This window comes from Bradyrhizobium sp. CCBAU 45394 (assembly GCF_028128655.1).
GTDB lineage: Bacteria > Pseudomonadota > Alphaproteobacteria > Rhizobiales > Xanthobacteraceae > Bradyrhizobium > Bradyrhizobium diazoefficiens.
This window is the reverse complement of the sequence record NZ_LBIX01000172.1, coordinates 138933-157460: the sequence shown is the minus strand read 5'-3', so window position 1 is coordinate 157460 and position 18528 is coordinate 138933. Positions and strand designations below refer to the sequence as shown.

At 64.2% G+C, this 18528-nt stretch carries 17 protein-coding genes; 8 read left to right on the top strand and 9 right to left on the bottom strand.

The window, feature by feature from the left end:
- Positions 1–17 precede the first annotated feature (17 nt).
- Together WN73_RS30360 and WN73_RS30355 are read right to left on the bottom strand one after the other, a co-directional pair.
- Positions 18–1760 (bottom strand): fumarate reductase/succinate dehydrogenase flavoprotein subunit, encoded by a 1743-nt coding sequence (locus WN73_RS30360; RefSeq protein ID WP_271555941.1) that lies wholly within the window; start codon positions 1758–1760, stop codon positions 18–20.
- A gap of 102 nt (positions 1761–1862) precedes the next feature.
- Positions 1863–2636, bottom strand: a complete 774-nt coding sequence (locus WN73_RS30355) for a ferredoxin--NADP reductase (RefSeq protein ID WP_028172180.1) — start codon at positions 2634–2636, stop codon at positions 1863–1865.
- A 215-nt stretch (positions 2637–2851) separates the two neighbouring features.
- Here WN73_RS30355 and WN73_RS30350 point away from each other — a divergent pair, with 215 nt between their 5' ends.
- The 5 genes from WN73_RS30350 (at position 2852) to WN73_RS30330 (ending at position 7654) form a co-directional block, all read left to right on the top strand.
- Complete coding sequence (locus tag WN73_RS30350; protein ID WP_028172181.1) at positions 2852–3148, top strand: gamma-butyrobetaine hydroxylase-like domain-containing protein; 297 nt, start codon at positions 2852–2854, stop codon at positions 3146–3148.
- Between the two features lie 358 nt (positions 3149–3506).
- Complete coding sequence (locus tag WN73_RS30345; RefSeq protein WP_171463750.1) at positions 3507–4280, top strand: Crp/Fnr family transcriptional regulator; 774 nt, start codon at positions 3507–3509, stop codon at positions 4278–4280.
- A gap of 181 nt (positions 4281–4461) precedes the next feature.
- Entirely contained in the window at positions 4462–5883 is a 1422-nt protein-coding gene (locus WN73_RS30340; protein ID WP_271555938.1) for an ABC transporter substrate-binding protein, read from the top strand.
- Positions 5880–6785: an ABC transporter permease gene (locus WN73_RS30335; RefSeq protein WP_271555936.1), complete on the top strand. Its 906-nt coding sequence runs from the start codon at positions 5880–5882 to the stop codon at positions 6783–6785. The genes WN73_RS30340 and WN73_RS30335 overlap by 4 nt, the downstream gene beginning before the upstream one ends.
- A complete protein-coding gene (locus WN73_RS30330; RefSeq protein ID WP_271555934.1) occupies positions 6782–7654 on the top strand; it encodes an ABC transporter ATP-binding protein in 873 nt (290 codons plus the stop codon). Before WN73_RS30335 ends, WN73_RS30330 begins: the two co-directional genes overlap by 4 nt.
- 195 nt (positions 7655–7849) lie before the next feature.
- On the opposite strand, the gene WN73_RS30325 is transcribed toward WN73_RS30330, so the two are convergent.
- The 7 genes from WN73_RS30325 to WN73_RS30295 form a co-directional block, all read right to left on the bottom strand.
- Positions 7850–8908, bottom strand: a complete 1059-nt coding sequence (locus WN73_RS30325) for a YeiH family protein (protein WP_011085973.1) — start codon at positions 8906–8908, stop codon at positions 7850–7852.
- Positions 8909–9019: 111 nt separating this feature from the next.
- The gene (locus WN73_RS30320) at positions 9020–9199 is read right to left on the bottom strand and encodes a hypothetical protein (RefSeq protein ID WP_232585903.1); all 180 of its coding nucleotides are present in this window, start codon (positions 9197–9199) and stop codon (positions 9020–9022) included.
- 205 nt (positions 9200–9404) lie between these two features.
- Positions 9405–10118, bottom strand: a complete 714-nt coding sequence (locus WN73_RS30315; RefSeq protein WP_011085971.1) for an ABC transporter ATP-binding protein — start codon at positions 10116–10118, stop codon at positions 9405–9407.
- The gene (locus tag WN73_RS30310; protein WP_028172187.1) at positions 10115–10870 is read right to left on the bottom strand and encodes an ABC transporter ATP-binding protein; all 756 of its coding nucleotides are present in this window, start codon (positions 10868–10870) and stop codon (positions 10115–10117) included. The genes WN73_RS30315 and WN73_RS30310 overlap by 4 nt, the downstream gene beginning before the upstream one ends.
- A 145-nt stretch (positions 10871–11015) precedes the next feature.
- Entirely contained in the window at positions 11016–12035 is a 1020-nt protein-coding gene (locus WN73_RS30305; RefSeq protein WP_028172188.1) for a branched-chain amino acid ABC transporter permease, read from the bottom strand.
- Positions 12032–12934, bottom strand: a complete 903-nt coding sequence (locus WN73_RS30300) for a branched-chain amino acid ABC transporter permease (RefSeq protein ID WP_011085968.1) — start codon at positions 12932–12934, stop codon at positions 12032–12034. Before WN73_RS30300 ends, WN73_RS30305 begins: the two co-directional genes overlap by 4 nt.
- Positions 12935–13024: 90 nt before the next feature.
- Positions 13025–14284: an ABC transporter substrate-binding protein gene (locus WN73_RS30295; RefSeq protein ID WP_271555928.1), complete on the bottom strand. Its 1260-nt coding sequence runs from the start codon at positions 14282–14284 to the stop codon at positions 13025–13027.
- A 171-nt stretch (positions 14285–14455) separates the two neighbouring features.
- Here WN73_RS30295 and WN73_RS30290 point away from each other — a divergent pair, with 171 nt between their 5' ends.
- Genes WN73_RS30290 through WN73_RS30280 form a run of 3 tightly spaced genes read left to right on the top strand, consistent with a single transcriptional unit; the run spans position 14456 to position 18494 of the window.
- A complete protein-coding gene (locus WN73_RS30290; protein WP_028172190.1) occupies positions 14456–15949 on the top strand; it encodes an AMP-binding protein in 1494 nt (497 codons plus the stop codon).
- Positions 15946–16587, top strand: coding sequence for a TetR/AcrR family transcriptional regulator (locus WN73_RS30285; protein WP_028172191.1), 642 nt, complete (start codon positions 15946–15948; stop codon positions 16585–16587). Before WN73_RS30290 ends, WN73_RS30285 begins: the two co-directional genes overlap by 4 nt.
- Entirely contained in the window at positions 16584–18494 is a 1911-nt protein-coding gene (locus WN73_RS30280; RefSeq protein WP_028172192.1) for a flavin-containing monooxygenase, read from the top strand. Before WN73_RS30285 ends, WN73_RS30280 begins: the two co-directional genes overlap by 4 nt.
- The last annotated feature ends 34 nt before the right edge of the window (positions 18495–18528 follow it).

The following is an 18528-nucleotide window of genomic DNA, read 5'->3' as shown; positions in this document are numbered from 1 at the left end:
TGCTATGGTCTGGTGGATCAGGCGGAGGCGCGGATGCGCTGCTTGTCGTAGAGGTCCTTCTCGTCGTCGGCGATCGGCACGACATAGGGCTCCACCGCGCGCTTCTCGCTGGTCATCTTGCCGTTCTGCTTGGAGAGCAGCGTGTGGCAGAACCAGTTCTCGTTGTCCTTCTCCGGGAAATCGGTGCGCCAGTGATAGAGGCCCCAGCGGCTCTCCTCGCGGTAGAGCGAGGCATGCACCGCCATGTCGGCGCAGTCCATGATCGACTGCACTTCGAGCGCGCGCAGCAGCTCGTGCGCGTTGCGCGCGATCATGTGTTCCTGCATGTCCTGCCGCGCCTCGGCAAGGCGGCGCATGCCGAGCTCGTATTTGCGCGTGACTTTCGGCGGCTGGAGATAGTCGTTGACCAGGCGCCGGGTCTTGTATTCGACCTGGTTCGGCGGAATGCCGTCCTCGCGCTTGGTCGGCGCCATCACGCGGTCGCGCTCCAGCGCGACATCGGCGGCGTCGAACTCCGCAAAGTCGTGGCTGTCGGCGAACTCCATCGCGTCGATGCCGGCGACCGAGCCGTTGGTGAAGGCGCCGAGCATGTAGTTGTGCGGCACGCTCGCCATGTCGCCGGCGGCATAGAGGCCGGGCACGGTGGTGCGGGCATTGTCGTCGACGAACACGCCGGAGGCGCTGTGGCCGGAGCAGAAGCCGATCTCGGAGATGTGCATCTCGATCGAGTCGCTGCGGTAGTCGACGCCGCGTCCCTGCTGGAACAGGCCGCGCGTCGGACGCTCGACCTTGTGCAGCGTGGATTCGATCTCCGAGATGGTGTCGGGGTGAAGATGCTTGAGCTGGAGGAACACCGGCCCCTTGCCGGACAAGAGCTCATTGTAGAACTCCAGCATCATCTGGCCGGACCAGTAGTCGCATTCGATGAAACGCGAGCCTTCGTTGTTGGCGGTGAAGGCGCCGAAGGGACCGGCGACATAGGCGCAGGCCGGGCCGTTATAGTCCTTGATCAGCGGATTGATCTGGTAGCATTCGAGGTTCGCGAGCGCTGCGCCGGCGTGATAGGCCATGGAGTAGCCGTCGCCGGAATTGGCGGCGTTCTCATAGGTGCCGAACATGTAGCCGGAGGTCGGCAGACCGAGGCGGCCGGCGGCGCCCATGCACAGGATCACCGCCTTGGCCTTGATCACCAGCATCTCGGCCGTTCGCGTGTTGACGGAGATCGCGCCGGCGATGCGGCCATCAGACGATTTCAGCAGCCGCGTCGCCATGTAGCGGTTGGAGATCAGGATGCGGGCGCGGCGGAGCTGACGGTACAGCGCCTTCTTCACGGTCTCGCCGTTCGGCATCGGCAGCACATAGGTGCCGATGTGATGCACCTTCTTGACGGCATAGTCGCCGTTCTCGTTCTTCAGGAAGCGGATGCCGAAGCTGTCGAGCTCCTCGATGATCTTGTAGCAGTTCTGCGCGTATTTATAGACCGCCTTCTGGTCGACGATGCCGTCATTGGCGATGGTGATTTCCTTGGTGTACTGCTCGGGCGTCGCGTAACCGGGGATGACCGCGTTGTTGAGCCCGTCCATGCCCATGGAGATCGCGCCGGAGCGCTTGACGTTCGCCTTCTCGAGCAGGACGACATTGGCCTTCGGATTCTTCAGCTTCGCCTTGAGCGCCGCCATCGGGCCGGCCGTGCCGCCGCCGATGACCAGTACATCGCAGGAAACCTCCGAAAGTCCGTCGACGATCTGATCTAGTGCCATCGCTTGCTCCTGGTTCGCCGATAGCCGGCGCCTTTGCATCAGATTTGTTCAGGTGACGTTCCGGCGATAGCAATTAGTTGTCGCCGGGCCGCGATTTGCGCCTCAGCGCTCGACAAAGGCCTTTTCGATCACGAAATGGCCGGGCTGGCTGTGATTGCCCTCGACAAAGCCGCGCGCGGAAAACATCGCAGGGAGCTCCTCCAGCATCGCCGGGCTGCCGCACAGCATGATGCGGTCGGTCTCGATATCGAGGCCCGGCAGCCCGATGTCGTCGAACAGCTGGTTCGAGGCGATCAGATCGGTGATGCGGCCGCGGTTCCTGAATGGCTCGCGGGTCACGGTCGGGTAGTAGACGAGCTTGTCGCGGATCAGGGGACCGAAGAATTCGTGGCTGCGCAGGCCTTCGACGAGGTGCTCGCCATAGGCGAGCTCGGAGACCTGGCGGCAGCCATGGGCGAGCACGATGGTCTCGTAATTCTCGTAGACGTCAGGATCCTTGATCAGGCTGGCGAACGGCGCGAGTCCCGTGCCGGTCGAGAGCAGCAGCAGGCGTTTCCCCGGAATGAGGTTGCCGGTGATCAGCGTGCCCGTCGCCTTGCGGCCGACCAGGATGATGTCGCCTTCCCTGATCTTCTGGAGGCGCGAGGTCAGCGGGCCGTCCTGAACCTTGATCGAGAAGAACTCGAGCGCCTCCTCGTGATTGGCGCTCGCCATGCTGTAGGCCCGCATCAACGGCTTGCCCTCGACCTCGAGGCCGATCATGGCGAACTGGCCGTTCTGGAAGCGGAAGCCCGGATCGCGTGTCGCGGTGAAGCTGAACAGGGACTCGGTCCAGTGCCTGACCGACAAAACCGTTTCCCTCTGAAATGCGCTCATGGTCTCTCCTTGGCCATCGACGACGCCCAAGGTTTCGGAGCGAGGAGAGTCCGGCAATTCGTAAGTGAAATTTCCGGTCGATTAGTTTCACATTTCGCGGGCGGTGACTGAAGAGCAGGCAGCGAAGGTCAGGCGAGCGCACGCGCGCTGGCAATTAGTTGCTATCGCAGTGGCGTCACAACGACGTAGAGAGGAGTCGGAGGTTCGTCATGACCATGACTTTGGTGGCACCGACCGTAGCCGACTACGAAGCCAGCGCCGATCTCGCCGCGCTCCTCGTCCGCACCACGCAGGACGATGCGTTGAGCCTGCCCGCCGAACAGCTTCGCCTCTCCTGCAAGTGCGCCCATTGCACCCGCGCCCGCTTCGACGGCCGCTTCCCCGACCGCTTTCCGGGCATCGCCATCACCGAGATCGGCGATCTCGGCTATGGGCTGAACATCTCATTTTCGGATGGGCACAACCGGGGGATTTACCCCAAGCCGTATCTGCTGAGCCTGGCGGGGCGCTAACCCATCGATGTCGTCCTGGCGAAAGCCAGGACCCATTACCCCAAGAGCAAGTTGCAAAAGCGGGCTGTGGCAACATGGCCGCGCAACAACGCACACGTGTGGTAATGGGTCCTGGATCAGCGCTCCGCTTCGCTCGCTTGTCCAAGACGACGATGTTGGTGAGGCACGCTAGCCAAGCCACAAATTCCGCTGTCATTCCCAGCGAAGGCGGGGAATCCAGTACGCCGCGGCCTCTCGATAACCCATTGACGCCTCTGGAATACTGGATCGCCCGGTCAAGCCGGGCGATGACAGCGGAGTGAATCTGGCACGGACATTGCTCCTCATTAGAACGACTTGAACGTTCCGGAGGCAGGTGATGTTGCAGGCGGCCAATGTGGTTCGCGGGGCTGTTCCCCCGGCAGTCCGGCCTGCCGGAAGCTCCTCGCTGCTGCTCACCGAGAACCAGCAATGGATCGGCGGACCGCCGGCGCTGATGGACAAGCTGACGCCGCGCGAGCGGGAGCTGGTGCTGAAGCAGGGTCGCCGCAAGGTGCTCAACCGCGGCCAGACGCTGTTCAGCCAGGGCGGCAAGCATGACGGCATCTGGCTGATCGAGAGCGGCCGCATCCGCGTGTTCTACACCTCCCCGCTCGGACGCGAGATCACGCTGGCCTATTGGCATGTCGGCAATTTCGTCGGCGGGCCGGAGGTGTTCGAAGGCACCGTGCATCAATGGTCCGGCGTCGCATCCAGCAATTGCAGCGTGGTGCACCTTCCCGGAAAGGAACTGCGGTCCCTTGCCGCAGAGATCCCGAACCTTGCGATCGGCCTGATCGAAGGCCTCACCTTCAAGGGCAAATGCTATTCCGCGCTGGCGCAGATGCTGGGAACGCGCTCGATCACCCAGCGCCTTGCGCATCTCTTGCTGCATCTCGTCGAGCTCTACGGCGTCGATGATGCGGACGGCCGGGTGATCGCGGCCGCCTTCACCCATGCCGACATCGCCCACATGGTCGGCGCCACCAGGCAATGGGTCACGATCAGCCTGAAGCGCATGCAGGAGAAGGGAATCGTCGTGACCAAGCGCTCGCAGATCGTGGTGTGCCGGACCGACGTGCTGGAGGAGATGCGCGGCCAGGCGTCCGATTAAGGGAGCCCGCGACCACGGCCGCTGCACAGGCAAGCGGCTTTATAGTGCAGGACTGCCCAAGGAGTATGCAATTAGCTTTTCCCGGCAACTAATCGACTGCGGCGCTCATTCCGGATTTGCCCTGTCCAGGCCCTCACCCAATCATGGCAACCACAGCACATCCAACCGAATGAGGATGAGAATGGTCCGCCATCTTCCCACGCTCTCGATCGCGATGTCGGTGACGTCGCTGGCGCTGATCCTCGCGCAGCCGGCTTCGGCGGAAACCGTCACGCTCGGCATCGGAACGCAGGACACCACGACCAACACGGTGACCGCCGGCGTCGTGATCCGCCAGCTTCATCTCCTCGAAAAATATCTGCCGAAGGACGGCAAATACGCCAACATCAAGTTCGAGCTGGAGTGGCAGAACTTCACCTCCGGCCCGCCCGTCACCAACGCGATGATGGCGAACAAGCTGCAGATCGGCATGATGGGCGACTATCCGCTGATCGTGAACGGCTTCACCTTCGAGAGCAATCCGGAGAGCAAGAGCCGCCTGATCGGCATCGCCGCCTACAGCCTGTCCGGCTCCGGCAACGGCCTCGTCGTCCACAAGGACTCGCCCTACTACGACCTTGCCGATCTCAAGGGCAAGCTGGTCAGCGTGCCGTTCGGCTCCGCCGCGCACGGCATGGTGCTCAAGGCGATGCAGGACCGCGGCTACGCATCCGACTTCTTCCAACTCGTCAGCCAGAGCCCGGAGGTCGGCTCGACCAATCTCCAGGAAAAGAAGATCGACGCGCATGCCGACTTCGTCCCCTTCGCCGAGCTGCTGCCGTTCCGCGGCTTCGCGCGAAAGATCTTTGACGGCGTCGAGACCAATCTGCCGACCTTCCACGGCATCGTGGTCCGCACCGACTTCGCCGAGAAATATCCTGAAGTCGTCGTCGCCTACTTCAAGGCGCTGATCGCCGCCAACCAGTGGCTGCGCGACGATCCCAAGCTTGCCGCCGAGAAGATCCAGGAATGGACCGGGATCAACAAGGAGGTCGTCTATATCTTCCTCGGCCCCAGCGGCAACATGACCACAGACCCGACGATCAAGCCGGCGCTGATCGATGCCGCCACGACCGATGTCAAGGTGCTCCAGAACCTCGGCCGCATGAAGGAGTTCGATCCGAAGAAATGGGTCGACGACAGCTACATCCGCAAGGCCTATGCCGAGATGAAGCTCGACTATGACGCGCAGCTTGCGAGCACCAAGAACTACGAAATCACGGGCGAAGACAGCTTCTGCAAGAAGCCGATCACCGATCCGCGCAAGGCCGGCGAGGTCTGGGTGGATGAAGCCGGCATCCTGCCGTTCGCGTCCGCGGCCTGCACGTTAGGCGCCTATGCCGACTTCAAGGCCAAGGGCAAGAAGATCAACGTCGCCTACGTCTTCGACACCACGCGCGGCATCAAGCTGTTCGCCGACCAGGCCTTCTTCGCGGTCGGCAATGGCGACGTCGCGCCGTTCCTGCTGAAGAAGGATGCCGAAGCCCATGCCGCCAAGGTCGGCGGCAAGGTGCTCGGCTTCGACGACGCGGTGAAGGCGGCGGTCGGCGGAGGCAAGACGTGAGCAGTCCCGCCCTCGTCAGACAGTCCGAGGACAGCATGCCGGCAACAGCAGTCGCGGAGGCAGGCCCGGCGCCCGCCGCACCGCCCAAGACACCGCCCTCCTTCGGCACGCTCGCGCTGCGCTGGTATCGTCTCAACCAGGGCCGGCTGCGCGCGACCGCGATCGGCATCGCCTCGCTGATCGCGTTCCTGCTGGTCTGGCACCTGCTCACGACCTACCGCGTCGTGTTCTTCGTGCGCTTCACCAACGTGCCCTCGCCGCTCGCGGTCTATGCCAGCTTCACCAAGGCGATCCACGATCCCAAGTTCCTGATGCACATCGTGCTCAGCTGCCGGCGCATCTTCATCGGCTTCTCGCTCGCGGCCATCGTCGGCGTGCCGCTCGGCCTGATCATGGGCCGTTTCAAGCTGGTCCACGAGATCATCTTCCCGGTCGCCGAGGTGCTGCGGCCGATCCCGGCGATCGCCTGGGTGCCGATGGCGATCATGCTGTGGCCGACCAACGAGCAGAGCATCGTCTTCATCACCTTCCTCGGCTCGTTCTTCCCGATCCTGGTCAACACGCTGCACGGCATGTCGCTGGTCGATCCCGTTCTGGTGCGCGCCGCGCAGTGCCTCGGCGCGCGCGAACGCTCGATCTTCCGCGAGGTGTATTTCCCGGCCTCGCTGCCGCACATCTTCACCGGCCTCACAGTCGGCATGGGCGTCGCCTGGGTGTCGCTGATCGCCGCCGAGATGATCTCGGGCCAATACGGCATCGGCTACTTCACCTGGGAGGCCTATTCGCTGGTCCAGTATGCCGACATCGCGCTCGGCATGATCGCGATCGGCGTGCTCGGCCTCGGATCGAGCCTGCTCATCAGGGGCGCGGGACAATTGGTGATGCCGTGGAGGTCGACATGAGCGAGATGCTCGCGAACCCGTCGAAGGGCCATATCGAAGTCCGGAACTTCTCACTCAGCTATGACAGTATCGAGGGACCGGTGCAGGCCGTCACCGATACGCAGATCGATGTGAAGCCCGGCGAGTTCGTCTCGATCGTCGGTCCCTCCGGCTGCGGAAAGTCCACGCTGCTCAACGCGGTCGCGGGATTCCTCAAGCCCACCACAGGCATCGTCACCGTCGACGGCGAGCGCGTCAACGGCCCCAGCGCCGAGCGCGGCATGGTGTTCCAGCAATATTCGCTGTTTCCCTGGAAGACGGTGCGGGAGAACGTCGAGTTCGGCCTGAAGATGCGCGGCATGCCGCGTTCCCAGCGTGAGCGGGCCGCGCGCACGCTGCTCGGGCTTGCCGGGTTAGAGGCCTTCGAGAAGCATTATCCGGAAAAACTCTCCGGCGGCATGAAGCAGCGCGTCGGCATCGTCCGTGCGCTCGCGACGGGACCGAAGGTGCTGCTGCTGGACGAGCCGTTCGGCGCGCTCGACGCGCAGACCCGCGTCATCATGCAGCAGATCCTCACCAATATGTGGCAGCGGCTGAAGATCTCGGTGCTGTTCGTCACTCACGACATCGACGAGGCGATCTTCCTGTCCGACCGCGTCTACTGCATGACCGCCCGCCCCGGCTCGATCAAGGCGGAGATTCCGATCCCGCTGGAGCGGCCGCGGCAGCAAGCGATGATGATGTCGTCGGAGTTTTTGGGCCTGCGCCGGGGGCTGATGTCGCTGATCCGCGAGGAAAGCCTGAAGGCGATGGGCGGCGAGATCACCGACATGGGCATGCAGGGGCTGAACATCGAGCTGCACGGGCATTCGCTGGCAGATGTGATTTAGGCGCAGCTAGCGCTCTTACTTCCCTTCTCCCCTTGTGGGAGAAGGTGGCGCGAAGCGCCGGATGAGGGGTTCTATCCGCGAATGACACCGTGAGAGAAGTACTCGTGGAGACAACCCCTCACCCGTCTCGCCGCTTTCGCGGCGAGCCACCCTCTCCCACAAGGGGAGAGGGTCAGCACCGCCATCGCGGCAAGATCACTTAAACCAATGCACCAGCGCGATGCTGATGCCGAGCAGCAGCATCAGCGACAGCGTCACCGCAGCCGTCACCCGTCCGCCGACATTGGCGAGCACACGGACGTCGACGCCGAGGCCCAGCGCCGCCATCGACACCACCGTCAAAAAGCTGGTGATCTTGGTCACCGGTCCGACCACCGTGCTAGGGACGATCTCCAGCGAGCGCAGCGTCGCCAGCGCGAGGAAGCCGAGGATGAACCACGGGACCAGGCGGAAGAAGCCGACATTGGTCTTCTTGGCGTCGCTCTGCCAACGCGAGGCGACCAGGGACAGGCCGACGACGACCGGTCCGAGCATCAGCACACGCATCAATTTCACCAGCGTGCCGATCTGCGTCGAGACGAGGCCGGCCGGCACCGTCGCCGCGAGCACCTGCGGCACCGCGTAGACGGTGAGGCCCGCGAGAATGCCATATTGCGTGGCGGAGAGTTGCAGCAGCGGGATCAGCAACGGCAGGCCGAGCACCATCATCACGCCGAGGATCGCCGTGAAGGAGATCGAGGACGCGATCTCGTCGTTGTTGGCGCCGATGATCGGCGCCACGGCCGCGATCGCGGAATTGCCGCAGATCGAGTTGCCGCAGGCGATCAGGATCGACAGCCGCGTCGACAGGCCGAGCAGCCGGCTGAGGCCGAAGGAGACGCAGAGCGCGATGACGACGACCGCGGCGATCGATGCGAGCAGCGCGATGCCCGAGGCGGCGATGGCCGCGAAGCTGATCGAGGCTCCGAGCAGCATGACTGCGACTTCAAGCAGCTGTTTTGCGCTGAAGGCGATGCCGGCCTGCCAGCGCGGCGCGGGCTTCCAGAAGCTGCGCAAGGCCATGCCGAGCAGGATCGCCATCACCAGCGCCTCGACATAGGGATGCTCGAACACGCCCAGTTCCGCCCGCTCCAGCAGGGCGGAGACGCCGGCGACGGCAATGCAGAGGAGGATGCCCGGAATCAGCGCCGCAATGCGGCTTATGGCGGTGGCCGGCTTGGCATCGGCCGGGCTGGATGCTTGATTCTGCGACACAAATCTCTCCCAGAGGAGAAAGATTTATACGCAGCACGATCCAATTGGGAAATAAGTTTTCGACATATCAGGGCCGAGCGAAGTTCTGTCCTCGACCCGGAATAAACCGGCTCAGAAGATCAGGTTCTTGGCCAGCGAGGCGACGCGGCTGAAGCCGTCATAGATGCCCGGCTCAAAGAAGGCCGCGCGCGCCAGCACGATGCCCGCGACCAGCGACCAGAACAGCGTGGTACCGGCCCGCAACAGGAGCTTCGAGGCGCGCGACTTGGGCTGGGTGTCCGTCGCGGACACCAGCTGCTCGCCGAAGGGTTCAAATCGAGTGCGTTCCATAGCTTGCGCCAATCCATCAAATTCTGAACGGAATGTCGTCGTTTCGGCCCCAAACGGCAATGGAAGCGATTGGCGTTTTTGCGCCTCGACGGGGAAACTCCTTCCGTCGGACACCCCCGGGACAACAGTTTTCTTCTTCCGGCCTATTTGGACACCGGCGCCCAGGCTATAGGGCCAGATAACGCCGCCGGATCGCCTCGTTGGCCTTCAGCTCGTCGATTCCGGCGGCATAGACGATCTGGCCCTTGTCGATCACCGTGGCATGGCTCGCCAGGCCAAGGCAGAAATGCATGTTCTGCTCGGCGATCAGCACGGTCGAGCCGAGCTGACGGAGCTGGCGCAAAAGCTCACCGATCCGCTGCACGATGATCGGCGCGAGGCCCTCGCTCGGCTCATCGAGCAGCAACAGCGCCGGGTTGCCCATCAGCGTGCGCGCAATCGCCAACATCTGCTGCTCACCGCCCGACAGGCGTCCGGCGATACGATGGCGCAGCGGCTCCAGCAGCGGGAAGACTTCATAGATGCGCTTGATCGGCCACTCGTCCTGGCCTTCCGGCCCCTTCTTGCGACCGATGACGAGATTGTCCTCGACCGTGTGCTCCGGGAAGATCTGGCGGTCCTCCGGCACGAAGCCGAGCCCGGCGCGGGCGATATGGTGCGGCTTCCGGCCGGATATCACCGCGCCGCGCAGGCTGACCCTGCCCCGCCGCGGCGGTGCCAGGCCCATGATCGCCTTCATCGTCGTCGACTTGCCGGCGCCATTGCGGCCGAGCAGCGCCATGGTCTCGCCCTGCCGCACGGAAAGGCCGACGCCGAACAGGATCTGGCTGGTGCCGTAATAGACGTCGAGATCGGCGACTTCGATGATGGCTGCGCTCATTCGGCCGCTCCCGCATGTTCGGTGCCGAGATAGGCTTCGATCACCGCGCTGTTGTTGCGGATCTCGTCCGGCGTGCCGGTGGCGAGGATGCGGCCATAGCAAAGCACGACGATCTTCGGCGCGATCTTGAACACGATGTCCATGTCGTGCTCGATGAAGACGACGGTGATCTTTTGCGTCTCCCAGAGCTCGCGCACCTTGTCGATCATGCGCCAGCGCTCCTCCGGGCCCATGCCAGCGGTCGGCTCGTCCAGCAGCAGCACCTTTGGTTCGAGCACGAGCGCCAGCGCGATGTCGAGCAGCTTCTGATCGCCATGCGACAGCGTCGCCGCGGTGCGGTTGCGCTTGCCGGACAGGCCTAACAGCTCCATCACATGCTCGGCGCGATCGCGCGTCTCGGGCAAGGGAAAGCGCTTGTGCAGCACTGCGGAAGTGCGCTGATCGGCGCTGACCGCGGCGAGCATGGTTTCCTGCACCGTCAGCGATTTGAAGATGCTGGCGACCTGGAAAGCGCGGCCGATGCCGTGGCGCACGATCTCCGGCGGCGAACGCCCGGCGAGATCGACGCCGTCGAGCAGGACCTCGCCGGAATCCGGCCTCAAGGCGCCGGTGATCAGGTTGAAGAAGGTGCTCTTGCCGGCGCCGTTCGGGCCGATCACGGCGGTGAGCGAGCCATCGGGGAAGTCGAGCGTCACGTCGTTGGTCGCCTTCACGCCGCCAAAGGACTTTGCGAGGTTGCGGATCTCGAGCATCGCTAGCGCCCCTCGCCTGTCTCGCGCCGTTGTCTGGCATTGTCATTCCGGGATGGTCCGTCAGGACCAGACCCGGAATCTCGAAGTTCCGGGTTCGCACTTCGTGCGCCCCGGAATGACTGCCCGATGGATACACCTGACATCGCTAGCGTCCCTCGCCGGCGTCGCGCCGGTGTGCGAACCATTCGGCGACGAAATCGAGCAGGCCTTTGCGCAGGCCCAGTGCGAAGAACAGGATGACCACGCCGAGCACGATGCCGTGGTACTCGGTGTACCGCGTCACGGTGTCATTGAGCAGCAGCAGCAGCACGGTGCCGACCATCGGCCCGAGGAAGGTCGAGACGCCGCCGAGCATGTTGATGAAGATGGCTTCGCCCGAGATGGTCCAATAGGCGAATTCCGGATAGGCGCCGGAGACGAACAGCGCCATCACCATGCCGCCCATCGCCGCGAACAGCGCCGCCAGCACGAACACGGTGAGCTTTGCGCGCCAGACGTCGATGCCGAGGAAGCTTGCGCGCGCGGCGTTGTCGCGGATCATGCGCAGCGTGTAGCCGAACGGCGATTGCGCGATCTGGCGCATCGCGAGCAGGCCAAGGACGAGGAGCGCGCAGCTCGTGACATAGAGATGGACGTGGTTCGACAGATCGATGCCGAGGAACGCGGGACGCGGGATGCCGCCGCGCAGGCCCTGGTCACCACCGGTGAAGGACGCCCAGGACAGGATGGTCGAGTGGATCAGCATCTGGAACGCCAGCGTGACGAAGGCAAAGTAGATCTCCTTCAGCCGCACGCAGATCGCGCCGATCACGGCGGCGATGAGCGCCGTGATCGCCAGCGTCGCGACGAAGGCGACCGGAATGGGCAGGCCAAGCTTCTGCATGATCAGGCCGAAACTGTAGGCGCCAAGGCCGAAGAACATGCCGTGGCCGAACGAGGTCAGCCCGGTGTAGCCGACCAGGAGGTTGAGCGAGGTCGCGAACAGGCCGTAAGCCGAGCAGCGGATGACGAAGTCGAGCAGCGCCTTGCTGCCGGTGAAAAGCGGCAGGCTCGCCAGCACGGCGAAGGCGATCAGCGCGATCAGGACGTCGCGGTAGCGATGAAGTGCCGCGCCGCTGCGCACCGGCGCCAGCGTCTGCGCGCGTCCGGCCTCCAGCTCGGTCATGCCGCCTCCTTGCCGAACAGGCCGGTGGGCTTGGAGACCAGCACGATCACCATGAACAGGTACATCAGACCTTCCGTGAACAGGGGAAAGCCGAGCGAGCCGAACGAGCGGATCAGGCCGATCAGCAGCGCGCCGATCAGGGCGCCCAGGATCGAGCCCATGCCGCCGATCACGGTGACGATGAAGGATTCGATCAGCACCGAAAATCCCATGCCGGGGGTCAGCGACCGCACGGGAGCAGCGAGCGCACCCGCAAGCCCCGCCAGCATGCCGCCGAGCGCGAACACGCCGCCATAGATCAGGCCGGTGTTGATGCCGAGCGCCGACACCATGCCGGGATTGTGCGCGGCGGCGCGGATCACCTTGCCAATGCGGCTGCGCGACAGCCCGATGCCGAGCACGATGGCCGCGACGAGCGCGACGCCGATCAGCAGCAGGTAATAAGGCGGCACCACGCCGCCGGCGATGAACAGCGGCATCACCTGGAACGCCGCGGGCATGCCCATCGACTTGAACTCGGGGCCCCAGATGATGCGCACGACATCATCGAAGATCAGCACGAAGGCGTAGCAGACGAGGAGCTGCATCAAGACGTCGGCGCCATAGACGCGACTCATGAAGACGCGCTCGAAGATCAGGCCGAGGATGGCGGTGCCGCCCGCACCGGCCAGCATCGCCAGCGCAAAGCTGTCGGTGAGATGATAGGCCGTCATCGCAAAATAGGCGCCGAACATATAGAAGGCGCCGTGGCTGAAATTGACGACCTTGAGCACGCCGAAGATCAGCGTCAGCCCGACTGCGACCAGAAACAGCAGCATGCCGATGATGAGGCCGCTGGTGGTTTGCGTCACCAGGCAGGCGGAGCTGGAGAGGCAGCCGGCAAGCGCGTCGAGATCCACGGGATCACTTTCATTGCAGCGCGCCGGACCTGGCGCGGAGAATCAAACGAAACAGGCGGAGACGGTCACCCGTCTCCGCCGCGCATCGGATCAGGTGTAGCCCTTGCTCTTCTTCCACTCGGCCTCGAGCTCGAAGATCGTCTTCCAGTCGCCGGCCTTGACCTCGGGCACATAAGGCTCCTGCGGGATCGTGGTGCCCCAGCCGATGGCGTAGCCGACGAGGGTGTGATCATCGCCGCGCATCGTCACGGTGCCGTCGGCGCCGAACGGGCACTTGATGGTGAGGCCGGCCAGCACCTCGGCGATCTTCTTGCCGTCGGTGGAGTTCGCCTTCTTGGCGGCTTCGGCCAGGAACATCACCGCGGTCGCGTTCTGCCACGACCAGTTGGTCGGGTATTCGTTGTACTTGGACTTGTAGGCGTCACCCCAGGCAGCGTTCTCCGGCGTGGTCGGGAAGGTCTTGATGTAGCGGTTGCCGGAGTGGATGCCCTTGGGCAGGTTCTTCACCACCGTGAGCGCGGTGTAGTCGGCCATGTTGACCGCGAACACCTCCATCTGGCTGAACATCGCGTAGATGTTGGCCTGGTCGATGTAGGAGGTAAGATCCCCGCCCCACAGGCAGGAGTACAGCGCCTGCGGCTTGGCCTGGAGGATCTTGGTCACCACTTCGGTGTAGTCGGGCTGGAACAGCTTTGGCCAGGACTCGCTGATGACCTCGACGTCCGGCGCGAAGCGCTTCAGGTACAGCGTGAACTCGCCGGTGGTGTCGCGGCCATAGGCATAGTCGGGCGAGCAGGTCGCCCACTTCTTCAGGCCCTTGGCTTTGGAGATTGCGGCGGCGTAGCTGCCGCCGACGATGGAATCGTGGATGCCCTGGCGCACGCAGCGGAACGCGTTCGGAATGTGCTGCTTCGGATCGGCGGTGAGCGAGGATGCCTCCGAGCAGGTGTGGACGCAGAGCACGCCGAGATCGCGCGCCACCTCGTGCACCGCGAACGATCCGGACGAGGCCTCGCCGTCGATCAGCCATTCGCAGCCATCGGTGTTGACGAGCTCTCGCGCGACGCGCGCGGCTTCCTGCGGCTGGCCCTTGGAATCGCGGATCACCATCTCGATGGGACGCCCGGCAAGGCCGCCGGCGGCATTGACCTTGTCGACCTCGAGCATCACCGCGTTGCGCGAGGACGTGCCGAGCTGCGCCACGCGGCCCGACAGAATCGTCGGCATGCCGACCTTGATCGTCTTGGCCTGGGCGCGCGCCACCCAGGGCGCTGCAACACTCGTCGCACCGGCGCCCATCAGCGCCAGCGTTGAACGGCGGCTGATGCCCGGCGTGCGGGTTCTCGTCATTTTTCCCTCCCTCTGTCGGGTCGGCGTTTCCAAATCCCTGTCGGAGATCGTCTCGTCTCCGTGTTCCCAAGGATTTCAGAGGTAGGGGGGTGACGTCAAGCCAAAGATGAATTACGAGTCAGAATTCATCAAGGGAGGACATGAGGCCGCAACCGGCCCAAAATCCGCACAATGATCAACCTGTCGAGCTTCATCGCCTTTCATGCCCGGCGCACGCCGGAGCGGCCCGCGCTGAAATACCGCGGCGAGGAGATCTCCTACGCCGTCTTCGACGCGCGCATCCGGAAAGCGGCCGGCTGGCTGGCCGCGCAGGGCATTGGCGCCGGCGATGTCGTGGCCGTGCTGATGAAGAACAGCGCGGCGTTCCTGGAGCTGGTGTTCGCCACCAGCCATCTCGGCGCGGTTTTTCTGCCGATCAACTTCCGCCTCTCCCGTGACGAGGTCGGCTACATCGCCGGCAATGCCGGCGCGCGCCTTCTGATCGTCGATGAGGAATTGGCCGCGAACGCGGCGGGTGCGAGGATCGTCGTGCTGGACGAAGCCTCCCAGCAGAGCGTTACGCGTCTCGCGGGCGGCGCTGCGGCTGCGCCGATGCACGTCCGCGCGCCGTCCGACCTGATGCGGCTCATGTACACCTCGGGCACGACCGACCGCCCCAAGGGCGTGATGCTGTCTTACGATAATTTCTACTGGAAGTCCGCCGACCAGACCATCGCGCTGGGTCTCAGCGCCGAGACGCGCCTCCTCGTCGTCGGTCCGCTCTATCACGTCGGGGCACTCGACCTGCCTGGCATTGCCGTGCTCTGGCATGGCGGCTTCATCCGCATCGAGCGCTATTTCGAGCCTGAGGCCGCGCTTGCAGCGATTGCGGAGGACAAGCTCAACGCCGCATGGTTCGCGCCGGTCATGACCACGGCGATGCTCACCTGCCCCACCCGCGATCGCTACGACGTCTCCAGCCTGACATGGGCGATCGGCGGCGGCGAGAAGACGCCGGAGCTGCGCATCCGCGCCTTCTCGGAATATTTCCGCAATGCGCGCTACATCGACGCCTATGGCCTCACCGAGACCGTGGGCGGCGACACCTTCATGGAGGCCGGCCGCGAGATCGAGAAGATCGGCTCGACCGGGCGCGCCATCGCCCATGTCGAGATCGAGATCCGCGACGAGGACGGCAGGACGCTGCCGCCGAACGTCAACGGCGAGATCTGCCTGCGCGGGCCGAAGATCACCCGCGGCTACTGGAAGGACCCGGAGAAGACGGCTGCGGCTTTCTTCGACGACTGGTTCCGCAGCGGCGACGTCGGCTATCTCGACGACGAGGGCTTTCTGTATCTGACCGATCGCAAGAAGGACATGATCATCTCCGGCGGCGAGAACATCGCCTCCTCCGAGGTCGAACGCGTCATCTACGAGCTATCAGAGGTGCGCGAGGTCGCGGTGATCGGCCTGCGCGATGCGCGCTGGGGCGAGCGGCCGGTCGCCATCGTCGTGCTGGCGGAAGGTGCGAGCCTCGAGCTCCCTGCCCTTACCGAACATTGCCGCGCGCGGCTGGCGAGCTTCAAGGTGCCGAAGCAGCTCGTCGTCCGCGACAGCCTGCCGCGCAACCCGAGCGGAAAGATCCTCAAGCGCGTGCTGCGCGCCGAGCTGGAGACGTCTGAATGACGCAAGCGAATGCCAAGGTCACAAAGCTCAACCGCGTCGAGCGCAACGCCTGGACCAAGCAGAAGATCTTTGACGCCGCGACCAAGGTCGTCGGCAAGCATGGTTATGCCGAAGCCTCCGTCGCCCGCATCACCGAGCAGGCCGGCGTCGCGCAAGGCACCTTCTACAACCATTTCGAGAACCGCCAGGAGCTGCTCGACCAGCTGCTGCCCAAGATCGGCCTCGACATGGTCGGGTTCATCCGCGCCCGCACCGGCACGGCGGATGCGGCGCGGCAGGAGATCGAGCGCTTCTCCGCCTTCTTCGACTTCATCCGCGAGGTGCCGGAATTCCTGCGCATCCTCAACGAGGCCGAATTTTTTGCCCCGATCGGCTACCAAAAACATCTCGACAACATCTCGGTCGCCTATGTCCGCATCCTGCGCCGCGCCCGCCTTGCGGGTGCGATCGAGGATTACAGCGACGAGGAATTCGAGGCGATCGTCCACATGCTGATGGGCGCGCGCGGCTATCTCAGCCGCCGCTACTCCTATTCGGAAGGCGGCGTCACCGCCGTGCCCGACCACGTCATCTCCGCCTATCGCAAGCTGATGACGCGCGGCCTGTTCAGTTCATCGGGAGATCAGGAAACGCCATGAACATCGCATCTCCCCACCACCCGCTCGACATCGCCTCGGCGATCGCGGAAGGCGACATCCGCTGCCTCCTGATGGTGCTGGTGCACATGACCGGCGAGGCGCGCTGGCTCGAGCCGCCGTACTTGCCCAAGCGCGACATCCGCCTCATTCCCGATCCCGAAGCCGGCGTGCCGAAGGAGATCCAGGACGAAATCCGCGCCGCGGTGGTCAACCTCTTCGCCAATGGCTCACCGCAGCCGGTCATCACCGACCCCGGCGAAGAGCTGCTCTTGAAGATGATGCGCGCCTGCCTCGGCGAGAACGTCGCGCCGGAATATGCGCCCCTGATGCGCGAGGAGATGGGCTTTGTGCCGCGCGAGACACGATGGACGACGCGTCCTTCCGACGACAAGCTCGCGGAGCAGCACGTTCTGATCGTCGGCGCCGGCGTCTGCGCCATTGCGCTCGGCGTGGCGCTCGGTCATCTCGGCATCCCCTACACCATCGTCGAGAAGAACGACGAGCTCGGCGGCACCTGGTGGATCAACCGCTATCCCGGCTGCGGCGTCGATACACCGAACCATTCCTATTCGTATTCGTTCGGCTCGCGCAACGCATGGACGCGGTACTTCTGCCAGCGCGAGGAGCTGCTCGGCTATCTCCTGAAGGTCGCCGATGAATACGGCATCCGCAAGCATCTGCGCGTCAACACCGAGCTGACCTCGTCGCGCTGGGACGAAGGCAAGAGGCGCTGGATTTCCACGCTCAGGACCAAGGACGGAGAAGAGACCTTCGAATCCACCGCGCTGGTCAGCGCGATCGGCCAGCTCAACGATCCCTCCCGCGCCCGCTTCAAGGGCGAAGAAAGCTTCAAGGGCACGATCCTGCATTCGGCGTTATGGTCCGGCGATATCGATCTGGACGGCAAGCACGTCGCCGTGATCGGCACCGGCGCGACCGCGATGCAGCTGGTGCCGGCGATTGCCGGCCGTGTGGCCTCGGTCACCGTCTATCAGCGCAGCGCGCAATGGGCGCGGCCGGTGAAGGGCTATTCCGACCCGATCAGCGAGGGCGCGCGCTGGCTGCTGGCGCATCTGCCGTTCTATGTGCAGTGGTATCGCTTCAACATGTTCTGGCGCTATGGCGACGGCCTGCTGCCGTTCCTGCGCAAGGACCCGGCCTGGCCACATCCGGAGCGCGCCGTCAACAAGGGCAACGACCGCCACCGGCAGGAGCTGACCGACTTCATCCTCACCGAGCTGAAGGACCGCCCCGACCTGATCGAAAAATGCGTGCCGACCTATCCGCCTTACGGCAAGCGCATCCTGCTCGACAACAACTGGTTCAAGACGTTGACGCGACCGAACGTGGAGCTCGTCACCGACGCGATCGACCGTTTCGACCAGGGCGGCATCGTCACCGCGGACGGCAAGCACCGCCTCGCGGATATCATCGTGGTCGCGACCGGCTTCAAGGTCACGGAGATGGCGGCGCGCCTGAACATCAGCGGCCGCAACGGCAAGAATTTGCGCGAGGCCTGGGGCAACGACAATCCGACCGCGTTCCTCGGCCTTACCGTGCCTGATTTCCCCAACTTCTTCTGCATGCTCGGCCCGAACTCAGGTCCCGCGCATGGCGGCAGCGTCATCTTCCAGTCGGAGTGCCAGAGCCGCTACATCTCGGCGTGCCTGGCCGACATGATCGCGCGCGATGTCGCAGCGATCGACGTCCGTCCGGACGTGCTCGACGATTACGTCCGCAAGGTCGACGCCGAGCACGAGGGCATGATCTGGACCCATCCGGGCATGACGACTTACTATCGCAACTCAAGCGGCCGCGTGTTTTCCGCCATGCCCTGGCGCTTCGTGGATTACTGGCGCATGACGCATGATCCGGATCTTGGGCAGTACAGGCTGACGAAGGCGTAGAGTTGATGGCGCCCACAACGTCGGCGCACCCTCT

What these genes read in the sequence shown, in the direction of transcription:
- WN73_RS30360 (WP_271555941.1), bottom strand. Translation starts at nt 1,760, where the DNA reads ATGGCACTAGATCAGATCGTCGACGGACTTTCGGAGGTTTCCTGCGAT.
- WN73_RS30355 (WP_028172180.1), bottom strand. Translation starts at nt 2,636, where the DNA reads ATGAGCGCATTTCAGAGGGAAACGGTTTTGTCGGTCAGGCACTGGACC.
- WN73_RS30350 (WP_028172181.1), top strand. Translation starts at nt 2,852, where the DNA reads ATGACTTTGGTGGCACCGACCGTAGCCGACTACGAAGCCAGCGCCGAT.
- WN73_RS30345 (WP_171463750.1), top strand. Translation starts at nt 3,507, where the DNA reads ATGTTGCAGGCGGCCAATGTGGTTCGCGGGGCTGTTCCCCCGGCAGTC.
- WN73_RS30340 (WP_271555938.1), top strand. Translation starts at nt 4,462, where the DNA reads ATGGTCCGCCATCTTCCCACGCTCTCGATCGCGATGTCGGTGACGTCG.
- WN73_RS30330 (WP_271555934.1), top strand. Translation starts at nt 6,782, where the DNA reads ATGAGCGAGATGCTCGCGAACCCGTCGAAGGGCCATATCGAAGTCCGG.
- WN73_RS30315 (WP_011085971.1), bottom strand. Translation starts at nt 10,118, where the DNA reads ATGAGCGCAGCCATCATCGAAGTCGCCGATCTCGACGTCTATTACGGC.
- WN73_RS30310 (WP_028172187.1), bottom strand. Translation starts at nt 10,870, where the DNA reads ATGCTCGAGATCCGCAACCTCGCAAAGTCCTTTGGCGGCGTGAAGGCG.
- WN73_RS30305 (WP_028172188.1), bottom strand. Translation starts at nt 12,035, where the DNA reads ATGACCGAGCTGGAGGCCGGACGCGCGCAGACGCTGGCGCCGGTGCGC.
- WN73_RS30295 (WP_271555928.1), bottom strand. Translation starts at nt 14,284, where the DNA reads ATGACGAGAACCCGCACGCCGGGCATCAGCCGCCGTTCAACGCTGGCG.
- WN73_RS30290 (WP_028172190.1), top strand. Translation starts at nt 14,456, where the DNA reads ATGATCAACCTGTCGAGCTTCATCGCCTTTCATGCCCGGCGCACGCCG.
- WN73_RS30285 (WP_028172191.1), top strand. Translation starts at nt 15,946, where the DNA reads ATGACGCAAGCGAATGCCAAGGTCACAAAGCTCAACCGCGTCGAGCGC.
- WN73_RS30280 (WP_028172192.1), top strand. Translation starts at nt 16,584, where the DNA reads ATGAACATCGCATCTCCCCACCACCCGCTCGACATCGCCTCGGCGATC.